Consider the following 13,154-nt stretch of genomic DNA (forward strand, 5'->3'; position numbering starts at 1 on the left):
AGACACGGTCGGGGCGCAAAAGGAGATCTCGGTCGGGGGGTGTGTGCACGGGTACCTCCGGAGACGGCGAGGGCGAGAGGCAAGGGTGTCCGGGCGGTCGGTGCCGGCGCTCGCGGCTGGGGCGCGCGGCGTCAGGGTGTGGGGAGCGGTGTGTAGCGGGGGTCGTTCCAGACATCTCCTGGTCCGGGATTTCCTGGTTCGGGGCGGGCGCCGAGTTGGCGCAGGACTCCCCAGGCGGCATTGAGGCCGGAGGCCAGGGCATGGTTGAGCCAGCCGGGAGACCAGGAGGTGTCGTCACCGGCCAGGTACAGCGCGTTCGGAGGTTCACCCGGTACGGCCGGCGTGCCGGTGAAGTCCTTCATGAAGTGAGCGAACAGATCCCGTTGGTAGGGGTAGTCGCCCGGACACGACCAACGGCTCAGGCCGCGGAAGTTCCTCTCGTTCTCCCATGAGATGGTCACGGCTTCACCCGTGCGGGTGTGTGTACGCAGGTCGTCCGCCACCTCGGGGTGGATGTCCGCGAGGTCGCGGACGAAGAGGGCGATTCGTTCCTCCACGGTGGAAGGGGCGATCTTCATGGCGTCCTGGGCCCAGGTGAAGCTGAGGTCCAGCACGCCGCGGCGTCCGCGAGAGCCTCGCGGGGGCCCATAGTCCATGGTGTAGACGGCACGCGGCAGGCGGTCGGTGAGGGTGACCCCATCCATGGACGTCTTCGTCCAGAACGGGTGGTCGACGACGAGTGCGGTCTTGGAGGACTGCCAGTAGTGGAGTCGGCGGACGGCCCGCCACAGCCGGGGTCCGAGCACGGGGACGCGGGCAGAGGTGGAACGCACTTCCACACGGGTTTCCAGAAGACGCAGCTGCGGAGTGAACACGGCGGCCGCGAATCGTTCATCGCGCCCGTCCTCGCTGTGCACCACGACGCCGTGTCCGGGGTCGGGTTCGACCTCCAGGAGACGCACGGCGGGTCGCAGCGCTCCCCCGTTCATCGCCTCCACACTGCATGTCCGCCCTCGCGGGTCGATGGTGCGGTGGGCCCAGAAGCCCTCGGCGAGCCGGCTTATGCCGTCAGGCGCGTACAGGAGACTGCTGCCCTCGGTGCAGAGCAGCAGCCGCAGTATCTCCATCGTGCTGAGTTGGAAGAAGGAGTCCCAGACGGCCGGCCCTACTCCGGCGGTGCCGAGAACGCGCGCCTGATCGTGGCTGAGGCCCACAGCGTCGGGTTCACGCAGGAAGCGGTAGAAGGTCCACAGGTCGAACCGGGTCAGTACGTCGCGCCAGCGGCGGCGTACCGCGTCGAGGTCGCGCGCCGCCAATTCCCGCTGGATCTGGTGGAAGCCGATCCGGGTGAGTGCCTGCTGCCAGCGCGTGTGTGCCTCTCGGAACACTTCGTGGCGGCCGTACAGGTCCTCGATCTCTCGTGCGGCATATTGTCCGCCGTCGACGTCGAGCACCGTCAACGGTGTCGTGGGAGCCGCGTAGTTGTCCCGGAACGCTTCCAGTCGAACCCCGAACGTTTGAGCGTAATGGCGCAGCAGCCGCGCCGTTTCCGGAAAGCGCAGACAGCCCAGTTCCACGACCGCGCTGTCCTCCTCGCGAAGACGTCGGGTGTACATGCGACCGCCGAGGCGCCGCCCGCCCGGCCCGTCCGCGCTCTCTTCGGCCTCGTACACGACCGGGCGGCACCCCGCACGCGCCAGCTCGTACGCGGCGACCAGTCCGCTGCCGCCGGCGCCGATGACGGCGACAGGCGTTCCCTGGGCATCCTCGGGCAGGCGGCCCATGCGTCGGCCGCCGGCGACGTGGGCGGCGTAGTCGAAGGGGAAGTCCACCTGAAGGTCGGTGGCGGGCGGCGGGGTACTTTGGCTCATCACTGACTCCAGGGCAGGTCCGCAGGTAGGTTCCAGGTGTGTACCGGATCGGCGCGTTCGGCCAGTCGCGCGTACCGCACGGTCAGGTCGTGCAAGGGGGGCAGTCCTGGCTCAACCCTGCTTCCGGCGTCCGGAACCGCTTCGGCAGGCTGCTCGGCCCGTACCGTCGGCGACTCCGAGGTGGCGGTCCCGCCTCCGTGCAGTTCCTCCCACCGTCCTCCCGACGTGGCGGCCGTCCGGTCCGTCGGCAATGCCGCGCCCTCTTCGCGCGGTGCCTCTCGTCGCCGGTTCAGCACCTCAAGAGCCCGCTGCTGCCACCACGCTCCTGTGCGGCCCGTGGCAACCCGCTCGTGCAGGAGGTTCAGCATCGTGTCCGCCTCGTCGGCGTCCACCTCCGCCATGATCAGCCCTTCCCGGGCCTGGGGCAGGAGCTTTCGCACCAGAGCGCCGGCCTCGTGTTCCTGAGGAGCTGATCCCGGCGAAGGCCACCACAAAGACGCGCGCAGGCCGTCACGCGCAGCTCGATAGAAATTGGCCTTGGCGCAGGCGAAAGGCAGGCAGTGCGCCACGTCGCGCCCTCCCGCGGCCAAGAACAGGGTCAGGCCGACCAGGAAGGCCGTGTTGGCCGCCATATCCAGTGGAGTGGGTCCCGAGGGCAGCGCCCTGAACTCGATGCGCAGGTGTCCGAGCGGGTCATAGACCGGGCGGTTCCATGACCACACCGTGCTCAGGTGCAGGCGGAGCTCTTCGAGGGACGGATACGGTGTTCCTCCCCGGTCGCCGGCCTCATGATCCCGGTTGCGTGCCGGAAGCAGGACGTCGTGAGCATGGACGGCTTCCTCGAACCCGGCGAGAGGACCGCCCCGCAGCCATGCCCGGCCGAAATCCACTCGGGGGCGCGGAATCCCGGGACGGGCGTTGCCGCGATCGCCGAAGCCCTGCTCGTACAAGAGAATCCGTGCCTCCTGCACTCCCCTGCGCCCCAGGGGAAAGGGGGAGTTGCCCGCCGCGGCCAGGACGGGGGCCGTGGCGAGCTGAGCGGCGTTGAAGGTGTGCAGGAAGCGGTCCCGGGTCACCGTCAGGTGGACCTGCCAGGAGCAGGCGGCCCCTTGGACCGCTACGGAGTCCGCCCGGAGCACTCCCTCCCTTCCCTCCGCCACGCGGAGGGTGAACGGGGTGGGGCGACGCCGGGCCCAGGCCCGCTCCAGGGCGTGGAAGCGCGGCGCCGGAGTCAGTGCGTCCGTCGTCACATCCGCCGAGGTCAGCGTGGGCAGCGTCCCGATCGGGACTGCCCTTGCTCCGTGGTGCGGCAGAGACCGGGCGGTGATCTGATGCAACATGTGAGCCGCCTGCTCGGCCACAGCGGTGAACGGACGTCCAGCGAGTGGAACGGGTTCCAGGTTCGCCTCGAGGTTGAAGCGCGCCACCTCCAGGGCCATCCGATCGTCCTGAAGAAGCTCGCGCACGGCCACGTTGACCGGGGCCGGACCACCCCTCTCCCCGATGAGGGATGTCTCCAGCTCCGCACCCAGAGTGGCGGGAACCGCTCCGAATTCCGGGTGGTCCACCACCTTTCTCAGCGTGGAAAGACAGTCTTCCAAGCGGGCGCGGAAGTGCGCGTGGTCCCGTTCTGTGAAAGTCACCCGTCCGACGTCGCTGCCCACGCCCGCTCCTGTGTGTTTCCCGCGTCCCGATGTCCGGCATGACTGCCATGCCCGTGTCCGTCAGCTGATCGTGGCAACCGCCCGCCACCAAGCTCTGAGCGTCGGCTCCATCCGAACCGCGCTGCGCGTGACCCACTGGTCGGGCTCGTGCTGCGCCCGGCCGTACTCGATGACCTGCAGCACGCCATCCGCCACCTCCGGTGGGTTCTCCCGGTAGGCGCCGATGTACTCCACCGCGGCCTCAGGCACCTGCTCCGCCTCGCCGAGCACGTCGGCGAGGACCGCGCAGGTGTTGCACCACAGGGTGAAGTCGGTACGTGCCAGGAGAGCTGCCTCCGCCGCCCCAGCGTGAAGAGCCACCCAGGAGATGAACTCGGTGAACTGTCGCACCGGTTCCAGCCGGGGAGCACGACGCATCTCATCGGGTGACATGCTCAGAGCCGGCGCGAGACCGGCCACCATCCGGTGACGTGCCTGCATCAGCTCATGACCGACGAAGGAGAAGAACCCGCCGGGCACTTCGTGCGGATACCGGGCCAGCAACAGGCCATAAGCAGCGAGCTCGGCTTCCTGCGACTGGAACTCAGCGAGAGCGAACCTCCGTAAATGCTCCTCCTCGATCATCCCTTCCCGGGCCAGGGACAGGAACTCGTTGGCGCCGAGATGTTCAGGGACATTGATTCCCACAGTGTCAATGAACTCGGTCGCAGGTGGCATAGAAGTATCCTTCAGTCGGGGAACGACACATCGCGTTTCGGTGCGACTCCGCGGTTTCCAAGGACACAGAGCCGTCGTGCGGTGATCATAATCGCCGCAATAATCAAGTAAATTGACTCACGCACCGGAACACCTACCCGCGAGGTGCGTCTCAAGCACACGAGCTGGGTTCCTTGCGGGCACGCCTTCTTGCCCCCGGGGCGTGTCTGCGGCACGCTCTGACGCTGCTGCACTCCACTGACCTGCACAGACTCATGGATACATTTCTCCGGTACCGCTGCCTGGAGTATGTTCGTCACCGGACTGAATGTGACCAGATCAGGCGCCGAACAGGTTCACACCACATACTTCCGCCCCATTTGACGCGCGCTTCCCCCTCCGGCCTCTGGCTGGGATCCAGTTTGAGTCGATTCTGCAAGCAGTCATTCCAAGTGCACTGCGGAGACCGTTTTCCCCACTAGGACAAACAACGATCGGCCACATTGGCCGGATCGGCAGGCCTCTTCAGCCTTGCCGATCCGAGGCGAGGAGGCTTCGATGCTTGCCGGCGGGCAATCACACATTCGACCCGTGCCCTTACTGCCAGGCCGGACAGCCAATGATCGGTGGGCGCTTCAGCACCTTCGGGCCATTCGGCCAGCAGCCTGCATTCAGGCAGGGCGAGCCTGGCGCGGACTTCTTCGCCCTCGACCCCGCGGATTCGCCGATCTCGTCCGGCGCGACCCGGCGCGCGGAGATGTCGACTCTTCGGGCGACGGCAGGACGGGCCTCTCCAGCGGCATCCCATCTGTCCAGTCTGGCTAGCGGCGTCCCATCAGGAACAGAGCCGACCCGGGGGCGACGAAGCACCCGGTCAGCTGCTCGCCGGCGGACGGTCGGCCTCGCTTGTGTGGCCCCGCTTAAGCTTGTCGTTTAACCTTCGGCCTCGACCAGGCCGCGTGGTTGGGCGCCTGGGCAGAGGTAGAAGAGTTCGGTGTGGCGCAGGTGGTCAAGGAAAGCGGAGGACGAGTGCCGCCGCGGCCGGTGAGACGGTTGGCGATGTCGAAGATGGTTGTGTCGCCGCCGGTGGCAGGCAGTGGCTCGGCGCCGGACTTGCTCCATGAGCAGCCGCAGCCGGTGGCACGCGAACTCGACGCGCTTCCTGCCGATGCGGACGAGCAGACGCGCCAGAGCCTTGCCGAGCGTCTCGTGCCGTACGTCCGAAGTCTCCGGGTCAAGCATCCCGGGCTCCACGACCTCGCCTCGGACGCCCCGCGTGGCCGGCGGCACGCCGATCGCACCATCGGCAAAGCCATTGCCGATCTCTACAATCCGGCCCAGGTCGACGTGATGCGGCGTCTCCAAAAGCTCCTGTCTGATTCCTGATGTGAGGCTGACAGGATCGGATGTTCCTGAGCCACGTATTCGCCGTAGCCGTCGCTCGACCGGGAGCAACACCGAAATACTCAACTTGTGTCGGCTCGCCGCTCCGGACGAGGAAGTCACCGAACAGACAACCGACGGTCACGGGTCTCTGGGTCAGCCAGGCGTGATGGCGAAGGGCCCATTGTTCGCGAAGACGAGCTTGGCGAAGTTCTCGCCGATACGGCGGTGTCCTTCGGGGCCGGGGTGGATCCCGTCCGGCAGGGAGAACTCGTCGTGGTCGCTCTCGCCGTAGAGGTCGAGTCCGTCGAGGTAGTGGAGGTTCGGGTCCTCGGTGGACCGCTGCTCGACAATGTCGGCCAGGACGTCGCGGACGATCGTGAGCGTCAGCCGCCCTGCGGCGGTCTCGCCCGGATCGCCGGTGGCCTTGAACTTCAGGGTTCCACTGGAGAGGTCCGGCATGAGAGGTCCGGGGGTGTTCTCGTGGGTCGGACACAGGACTGGGGAGACCAGGAGCAGGGGTATTGCTGGGTGGCCCTCGCGGATCGTGTCGAGGAAGCCGTGAATGGCGGGGGCGAAAGCGCGCAGGCGCATGGTGTCCCCGTTGACGACGTTGATGCCGAGCTTGAGGCTGATCAGGTCTGCGCGGGTGTCGCGCATCGCGCGGGCGGTGAAGGGGTCGACCAGCGCGCTGCCGCTGAATCCGAGATTGATCAGCTCCACATCGCCTGCGGAGGCGGCCAGCGCGGGCCAGATGGTGCTGGGCGAGACGGCGTTGGATCCGTGGCTGATGGAGCTGCCGTGGTGCAACCACACCCGGCGCCCGGTCTTCGGGGCCGGTTCGACGGGGGCGTCGCTGCGCAGGGCGACGACCTCGGTGATCTCCGCGTGTGGGAGCCAGATCTCAATGTCCTTCTCGCCGGCGGGCAAGTCGGTGAAGTGGGCGGTGCCGACCGGTCCCGGAGTGAATTCCGCGGTCTGGGTCTGCATGTCCGTGATGGTGCGCAGGTTCCCGCCGTCCACGGTGGCCTGGGCGGTGAGGCGGCCCTCGACCAGGAGGTCGTAGACGCCATCGGGCGGGGGCGGGAAGCCTCGGTAAACGCGTTTGGTCGGCAGGGCGTCCAGGCGGATGGTGGTGGCTCTGGTACGGAAGGCCAGCCGGACACCGGAGGGCTGGACCTCGGCCACGGCCAGCTGGTCATCGGGGATCTGGCGGCGCGCCCGGGCAGGCAGCCGGTGCGGCAGCAGGCCATGGGCAGTCTCTTCCACGTCTAGGTGCCCACGCAGCAAGTCGGCTGTGATGGGGGTCGTGATCAACTTCTGTTCGGTGCTCATTGCTTCAAGCCTTGTCATTCTGGGGTGGAGGTGCTGCCGAGCTGGGGTGGAGGTGCTGCCGAGCTGGGGTGGAGGTGCTGTGGGTCGGTACAGGAAAGCCGTCGCCAGTGACGCGGCCGGTCAGGAGGCCGACCGGCTCCGCAATGCGGTGTCAAGGCAGTCCAGGGTCCAGGCCCAGGACTGCTGCGCGGCGATGTCCGTGTGGTCGAAGCCGCCGGCTGCCTCTAGGGAGGCGTAGCCGTGGAAGACGCTGCCCAGCATGCGGACCGCGTGTGTCTGATCCGGCTCAGCCAGCTCGTAGCCCCGCAGGATCGCCCGTGTCATCTGCGCGTGCCGGACGCCGGCGCTGGCCGCGGCGGTCTGCGGGTCGAGCCGGTAGCGGGCCGCTTCGTACCGGCCGGGGTGCGCCCGGGCGTAGTCCCGGTAGGCGTTCGCGAAGGCCGTCAGGGCGTCCTTTCCCGCGCGCCCGGCCACGGCGTCGGCGACCAGGTCGGCGAGCTCCTCCAGCGCGAACAGCGCGATCCGGGTCTTGAGATCGTGGGAGTTCTTCACGTGTGCGTACAGGCTCGCCGGCTTCACGTCGAAACGCCGGGCGAGCGCGGACAGAGTCACCTGGTCGAAACCGGCCTCATCGGCGAGTTCCGCACCAGCGAGCGCCAGTCGCTCCGGGCTCAGTCCTGCTCGAACCACAACCATCACCTTCTCCCAGTATGCCTATGGTCAGCATGCACAAACCTATGCCTTGTAGGCAAGTGGGTATTGCCCTTAGATTTGATGCATCGGGAGGGGGTGGGTGCGACGGCAGGGCAGGCGAAGCCGCACGCGCGCCCTCGCCTTGCTTCCCACCAGCGGCGGCGTCCTTTGCCCGAGCAAGATCGTGAGGGACCCGAAGCCGTCGCGGCGGCCCGGGCGGGCTTCGCCGAGCGCTAGGACGCCGACGCCCTCGCCCCGGCCGGCCCGCATCCGGCAGCCGGGTGTGGACCAGGCCTGCTCTGCGGACGTCGGCGGCGGATGGGCGGCGTGAGCACCGGTGGGGGTGGGGATCCGGTGATCAGTCCGCTCGGCAGAACACGTCCTTCACCGGCATCTCGCCCTCGACGAGGTAGCGCGTGGTGGTGTTCAGCGCGCAGGAGTTGTCGCCCAGGACGTACACACCGTGCCCGCTGTCGTCGACGCTGACCAGCCGGGCGCGGTTGCCGAACTTCTCGCGCAACATCTTCCCGCCCCGCTGTGGGGTCGACGCGTCCCGCCGGTTCTGCAGGAGCAACACGTTGCGCGGGCCTTCGGCATCGATCTTCACCGGGGGTTCGGCGGGGGCGTGCGGCCAGAAGGCGCACGGTGTGATGTTGGCGGTGGCGGCGCCGAACAGCGGGTAGCGTTCGCGGGCCTCGGTGACGCCCCGCCGGTAGGTGTCGACGTCCTCGGGCCACTCGATGTCGTTGCAGGTGACGGAGAGGAATACGGTGAGGGCGTTGCCGGTCGGCGACGGCGCCCCGTCCGCCGCTTCGTCCTGGGCGGCCGACAGGCCGCGAAGCGCCGTCTCGTCGCCTTCGAGGATCGCCTGCCAGGTCTGTGCCAGTCGGGGGTACTGCGTCTGTTTGAACAGGTGGGCGAAGGTCAGAAGCCGGAAGAGACTGCCGTCGATCCCCGCGACCGGAGCCTTGTCGAGGGTGCCGGTGATGGCGAGGTAGGACGCGCGGACCTGGTGGGGTGTGCGGCCCAGGCCGTAGCTGTCGTGGCGGCGGGCGGCCCACTTCGCGAAGTCCGGCAGGGTCTGTTCCATGCCGAGCGCGTAGCGGCGCAGGCCGTCGCGGTCGAGGTGGGCGTCCCCGATGTTGCTGTCGAGCACGATCCGGTCGGCGTGCTCGGGGAACATCGACGCGTAGGCGGCGCCGAGTGCGGTGCCGTAGGAGTAGCCCAGGTAGCTGGTCTTCTCCTCGCCGAGCGCGGCCCGGATCCGGTCCAGGTCGCGGGCGGTGTTCGCGGTGGTGAGGTGGCGCAGCCGGCCGTCGTGGTCGTTGTCCGCGCACTGCTCGGCCGCCTGCTCGGCGGTCTTCGCCTGTGCGGTGACCGCGGCGTCGTCGACCGCGTAGGGCGGGATGTTGGAGTAGTAGGGGCTGTCCGTGGTGAAGCCGCAGCTGACGGGTGTGGAATGACCGATCCCGCGGGTGTCCATGCCGATCAGGTCGTAGCGGTCGGTGACGCTGCTGGGCAGGCCCTGGGCCACCAGCAACGCGGAGAGCGCAAGCCCGGACCCGCCGGGGCCGCCCGGGTTGAGCATGAGCACGCCGCGCCTCTTGTCCGGGTCGGCGGCGGCCAGCCGGGAGACGGTGAGGTCGATCTGCTCGCCCTCCGGGTCGGCGTAGTCCAGCGGTACGGGCACGGTGGCACACCGCAACTCGGTCGGAGCGGCTTCGGCCACGACGTCATCGGGGCACTGGCCCCGTGCCATCTGCCGCGTCTTCGGCTCCTCGGCGGCGGCGGGCACGGTGGCCGGCGAGCCGCCTAGGCCGAGAACCACCAGAAGGGCCAGGATCTGGCCGACTCTGCCTTGTCGTTTATTCATGTCCAGTCTCCGCATACCGGGTCGGGCTACGTGGTCGAGGCCATCCCACTCCGTGCCCTAGGGGCATGGTCAACACCGTTCTGCGTGGAACCGGCCCGTGGTTGACCGTGCCGTAGGGGCACGGTTTTGAATGAGCGTCGGGACCGATGTGGGAGAAAGGGCTTCTGGTGGCGTGGAGTACGCGTCAGCTGGCGGAACTCGCGGGCACGACGACCAAGACCGTCCGGCACTATCACGATCTCGGCCTGCTGGAAGAGCCGGAACGAGCGCCCAACGGTTACAAACGGTACGGCGTAAGCCATCTGGTCCGCCTGCTGCGCATCCGCAGAATGACCGACCTCGGCGTGACCCTCGCGGACGTTCCCTTGGTCGAGAGCGGCGACGAGAAGGCGCTGCAGATCCTTGGGCACCTGGACGTCGAACTCGCGGCGGACATCGAACGCAAGCAGCGGATGCGGCGGGAACTGGCGGCCGTCATGGGGAACCGGGCCGCTCTCGACATGCCCCCGGAATTCAGGACGCTCACCGACGACCTGCCCGAGGCCCAGCGCTCCCTGCTGCTGGCCTACTCCAGCATCCTCACCCCCGAGGCGATGGCAGCCCTCCGGGAACAGCTCTCGGGCCCTCGCGGAAATTTGGAAGCGGAGTTCGCGGCGCTCGACGAGGACGCTCCCGACGAAGTGCGGCAGCGACTGGCGGAGCGGATGGTGCCCGAGGTCCGTCAACAGCACAGGGACCAACCCGGCTTGGCCGACCTGGGGGCCTCCTCGCACCGGGAAGCGGCGGTCGCCGAGTCGGTCGTCGTGCACGCGCTGATCGAGTTCCACAACCGCGCCCATCTCGACGTGCTGCGACGCGTCCACGCGATCCTCTTTGAGGGGGACACCACGGAGAGCCAAAGCAACGACGCCCAGGGGTGAACCGGTGTGCCGGCCTCTCACTCATCTCCCACCGGGGTGATTGCCCATGACACGACAGTTGGGGACGACCTCCCTGAGCGCTGTTTTGACGCTGAAAAAACCCTCGTAGGGCCGGGGGCGGTGGCGCCAGACGTGGCTCGCGGTTCAGGCGTCAGGGATCCATGAGCCGTGGATGCCCGTCGGGACGCGGCGCGGCAGTTCGACCGCGGCGACCGGTGGCCCGGTGATGTCTCGTGCGCTCAGGATGAGGAGTTCGGAGGCGTCCCGGGCGAGATCACTGACGAGGGTCATGAGGTAGCCGTCGTCCTCGGCCGTCCCCTCGGCCGCCGGTACGAAGTACGGCTCGCCGTACATCCGCCCGGGCCCGGCGTCCGCGATCTGCCGCTGCCCGGTCAGCACGTCATACTTGACCAGCGCGTATCGTTCCAGACCCGCGCCGGGGAAGGCGACGGTGTACGTGTAGCGGTGCGCCGAGCCGGTCAACGCCTCATTGATCGTGGCGAACTCGGTGACGAGGGAGTCGAGCCGCTCCTCGCGGGCGGTCCCGGCGACCGGGTCCAGGACCCAGCGGTGCCGCATCGAACCGACGTCGGGCACGGGCGGGTGACCGGGGGCGCCGGTCCACCACTTCCAGCTGCTTTCCCAGGACGACCGGTCGTAGCGGGGGCCCTCCACGACGATCCTTCCCGCCGCGTCCTCGTAGGCGTTGGTCACATGGAGCATCGCGCCGGCCTCCACCTCGTACCAGACGGGCTCGGCAGATCCATGGCGCGGCATCACGCCGATCCGCGGCCGGTACGTGTCGCTCCAGCGGTACGGAATCCCGGAGTGCTCCTCGGCGTCGAAGACGACCGGCAGGTCGAGCCAGACGGTGTGGTGTGCGGTGAGGCCGAAGTCGTGCATCAGAGTGGGGCCCGCACCGGGCACGACCCGGCTTCTGATCAATTCCCCCTGCACGTCGGCGACGTAGTACGTCAGGTACGGCGCAAGGGGCGAGTAGCCGAAGAAGTGCAGTTCGCCGGTCTCCGGGTCCTCCTTGGGGTGTGCCGTCATGGCGGTCGTGAGTCTGCCCCGGAAGTCGTGCGCGCCGATCGTGTCGAGCTCGGGGCTCACCTCGAAGGGCAGGTTGGCCTCTTGCAGGGCGAGGATGCGGCCCGCGTGCTCGATGACGTGGGTGCCCGCGACGCTGGCGGTGAGGTCCACGGTGCCGTCGTCGCGGACCAGCGGAGCACCCTCCAGGGCGGGGGTGCGGACCCAGCGGTTGCGGTACCACTCGGCGCGGCCCCCGCTGAGACGCACACCGTGCAGCATGCCTGCGCCGCGGAACCAGTGGGTGGGCTTCTGGCCGGGTCCCGGGTTGTGCCCGTTGCGGAAGTAGCGGCCCGACAGCTCGGGCGGGACGGCACCTCGGACGGTCAGGTCCCATGCGGTGACCTCGTCGGGGACGGGGGCGAAATGGCCGGTGAGGTAGGGCGGTTGGTGGCGGTCGGCGTCCGTATCGGTACTGGTCTTGGCGTCGGTTCCGGTACCGATGTCTGCGCCTGCACCTGTGGCCGTTTTGGTGTCGGTCATCGCCTCGGTTCTCCTTGTGGCGTGGGGATCCGCTGGGGGTGCGTGTTCGCCGGTTGCCGGGCGGGGGGGCCGGTCGGCGGCCGATGCCGGTCAGGGGGTGAGGACGACCTTGCCTCTGACCGTGCCGGACTCGGCGAGCCGCATGGCGTCGGCGACACGGGCCAGGGGCAGTTCGGCGGCGACGCTCCCGGTGATCTCGCCGCGTTCGAGCGCGGCGAACACCTCGCCGAGGTCGGCGCGCAGCCGGGCCCGGAAGCGGTCCTTGGCGAAGGCGCGCCCCGCCCAGACGTTGAAGAAGTACGCGTGACGCCCGTTGGGCAGACCGTTCCACAGCCACACCCGGCCGAGGATCTTGAGCACGGGCCACTGCTTGGACCCGGTGTCGTTGCGGGTGGCCGCAGTGCCGTACGAGACAAGCGTGCCGCCGGGAGCGAGCATCCCCCACGAGGCGATGACGCTGCGCCCGCCCACATGGTCGAAGACCGCGTCCACACCTCCCGGGGCCAACTCCCCGACCCGGCGCGGCACGTCCTCGGTCCGATAGTCGATCGTCTGGACGCCGAGCCGCCGCAGGGCCTCGTGGTGGCGGGCGGACGCCGTGCCGATCACGCGTGCACCGGCGGCGAGGGCCAGCTGGACCAGCAGCGAGCCGACCCCGCCGTTCGCCCCGTGCACCAGCACCGTCTGGCCGGCGCGGACGCGGGCCTTGCGGTGCAGCATCTGCCAGGCGGTGACGCCGTTCACCACCGCCGTCTCCGCCTCCGCGGCGCCTACTCCCCCGGGCACCTCGACGACGTCCGCCGCGTCGAGCAGGACGTGGCTGGCCCAGCCGCCGGTCTTGGTCAGCGCGGCGACCCGCTTGCCGACGAGCGAGGGCGCGACACCGGGGCCGGCCGCCAGCACCGTACCGACCACGTCGTAGCCCGGGACGAACGGGAACGGCGGCTGGTCGTAGTAGCGGCCTCGGCGCATTTGCTGCTCGGCGAAGGACACGCCGGTCGCCTCCATCTCGACGACCACTTGTCCGGCTCCCGCGGTCGGCAGCGGGCCGCGCCGCAACTCCAGACCCTCCGGCTCGACCCGCCCCGGCAGCACAACCTCGACCAGCTCCGTTGCAACCATTTTACGTCTCCTAACTCTGCGCAGC

Annotated in this window: 10 protein-coding genes; 2 read left to right on the forward strand and 8 right to left on the reverse strand. The window is 68.8% G+C overall.

Annotation, left to right across the window (positions count from 1 at the left end; genetic code table 11):
* Positions 1-131 precede the first annotated feature (131 nt).
* Genes ACZ516_RS10950 through ACZ516_RS10960 form a run of 3 tightly spaced genes read right to left on the reverse strand, consistent with a single transcriptional unit; the run spans position 132 to position 4,252 of the window.
* Positions 132-1,871, reverse strand: a complete 1,740-nt coding sequence (locus ACZ516_RS10950) for a flavin monoamine oxidase family protein (RefSeq protein ID WP_469009710.1) — start codon at positions 1,869-1,871, stop codon at positions 132-134.
* Positions 1,871-3,535, reverse strand: coding sequence for a glutamate--cysteine ligase (locus ACZ516_RS10955; protein ID WP_469009711.1), 1,665 nt, complete (start codon positions 3,533-3,535; stop codon positions 1,871-1,873). The genes ACZ516_RS10950 and ACZ516_RS10955 overlap by 1 nt, the downstream gene beginning before the upstream one ends.
* A gap of 60 nt (positions 3,536-3,595) precedes the next feature.
* Positions 3,596-4,252: a hypothetical protein gene (locus ACZ516_RS10960; RefSeq protein WP_361085496.1), complete on the reverse strand. Its 657-nt coding sequence runs from the start codon at positions 4,250-4,252 to the stop codon at positions 3,596-3,598.
* 975 nt (positions 4,253-5,227) lie between these two features.
* On the opposite strand from ACZ516_RS10960, the gene ACZ516_RS10965 reads away from it, so the two are divergent.
* The gene (locus ACZ516_RS10965; RefSeq protein ID WP_469009712.1) at positions 5,228-5,617 is read left to right on the forward strand and encodes a hypothetical protein; all 390 of its coding nucleotides are present in this window, start codon (positions 5,228-5,230) and stop codon (positions 5,615-5,617) included.
* A 153-nt stretch (positions 5,618-5,770) separates the two neighbouring features.
* Here the strand turns inward: ACZ516_RS10965 and ACZ516_RS10970 are convergent, their stop codons facing one another.
* The 3 genes from ACZ516_RS10970 to ACZ516_RS10980 all read right to left on the reverse strand — a co-directional run bounded on the left by ACZ516_RS10970 (position 5,771) and on the right by ACZ516_RS10980 (position 9,515).
* On the reverse strand, positions 5,771-6,949 hold the full coding sequence (locus ACZ516_RS10970; RefSeq protein ID WP_469009714.1) for a GDSL-type esterase/lipase family protein: 1,179 nt from the start codon (positions 6,947-6,949) through the stop codon (positions 5,771-5,773).
* 120 nt (positions 6,950-7,069) lie between these two features.
* Positions 7,070-7,639 carry a TetR/AcrR family transcriptional regulator gene (locus ACZ516_RS10975; protein WP_361085487.1) on the reverse strand — a complete coding sequence of 190 codons (570 nt, stop codon included), beginning with the start codon at positions 7,637-7,639 and terminating at the stop codon, positions 7,070-7,072.
* A gap of 361 nt (positions 7,640-8,000) precedes the next feature.
* Positions 8,001-9,515, reverse strand: coding sequence for an alpha/beta hydrolase (locus ACZ516_RS10980; RefSeq protein WP_469009715.1), 1,515 nt, complete (start codon positions 9,513-9,515; stop codon positions 8,001-8,003).
* 167 nt (positions 9,516-9,682) lie between these two features.
* Here ACZ516_RS10980 and ACZ516_RS10985 point away from each other — a divergent pair, with 167 nt between their 5' ends.
* Complete coding sequence (locus ACZ516_RS10985) at positions 9,683-10,435, forward strand: helix-turn-helix domain-containing protein (protein ID WP_469009716.1); 753 nt, start codon at positions 9,683-9,685, stop codon at positions 10,433-10,435.
* 144 nt (positions 10,436-10,579) lie between these two features.
* On the opposite strand, the gene ACZ516_RS10990 is transcribed toward ACZ516_RS10985, so the two are convergent.
* Both ACZ516_RS10990 and ACZ516_RS10995 read right to left on the reverse strand, forming a co-directional pair.
* Positions 10,580-12,007, reverse strand: a complete 1,428-nt coding sequence (locus ACZ516_RS10990; protein ID WP_469009717.1) for a carotenoid oxygenase family protein — start codon at positions 12,005-12,007, stop codon at positions 10,580-10,582.
* Between the two features lie 90 nt (positions 12,008-12,097).
* Positions 12,098-13,129 carry a medium chain dehydrogenase/reductase family protein gene (locus ACZ516_RS10995; RefSeq protein ID WP_469009718.1) on the reverse strand — a complete coding sequence of 344 codons (1,032 nt, stop codon included), beginning with the start codon at positions 13,127-13,129 and terminating at the stop codon, positions 12,098-12,100.
* Between the last annotated feature and the right edge of the window lie 25 nt (positions 13,130-13,154).

The sequence above is a fragment of the Streptomyces sp. NPDC034037 genome, assembly GCF_055575715.1.

What these genes read in the sequence shown, in the direction of transcription:
- ACZ516_RS10960 (WP_361085496.1), bottom strand. Translation starts at nt 4,252, where the DNA reads ATGCCACCTGCGACCGAGTTCATTGACACTGTGGGAATCAATGTCCCT.
- ACZ516_RS10980 (WP_469009715.1), bottom strand. Translation starts at nt 9,515, where the DNA reads ATGAATAAACGACAAGGCAGAGTCGGCCAGATCCTGGCCCTTCTGGTG.
- ACZ516_RS10990 (WP_469009717.1), bottom strand. Translation starts at nt 12,007, where the DNA reads ATGACCGACACCAAAACGGCCACAGGTGCAGGCGCAGACATCGGTACC.
- ACZ516_RS10950 (WP_469009710.1), bottom strand. Translation starts at nt 1,871, where the DNA reads ATGAGCCAAAGTACCCCGCCGCCCGCCACCGACCTTCAGGTGGACTTC.
- ACZ516_RS10970 (WP_469009714.1), bottom strand. Translation starts at nt 6,949, where the DNA reads ATGAGCACCGAACAGAAGTTGATCACGACCCCCATCACAGCCGACTTG.
- ACZ516_RS10995 (WP_469009718.1), bottom strand. Translation starts at nt 13,129, where the DNA reads ATGGTTGCAACGGAGCTGGTCGAGGTTGTGCTGCCGGGGCGGGTCGAG.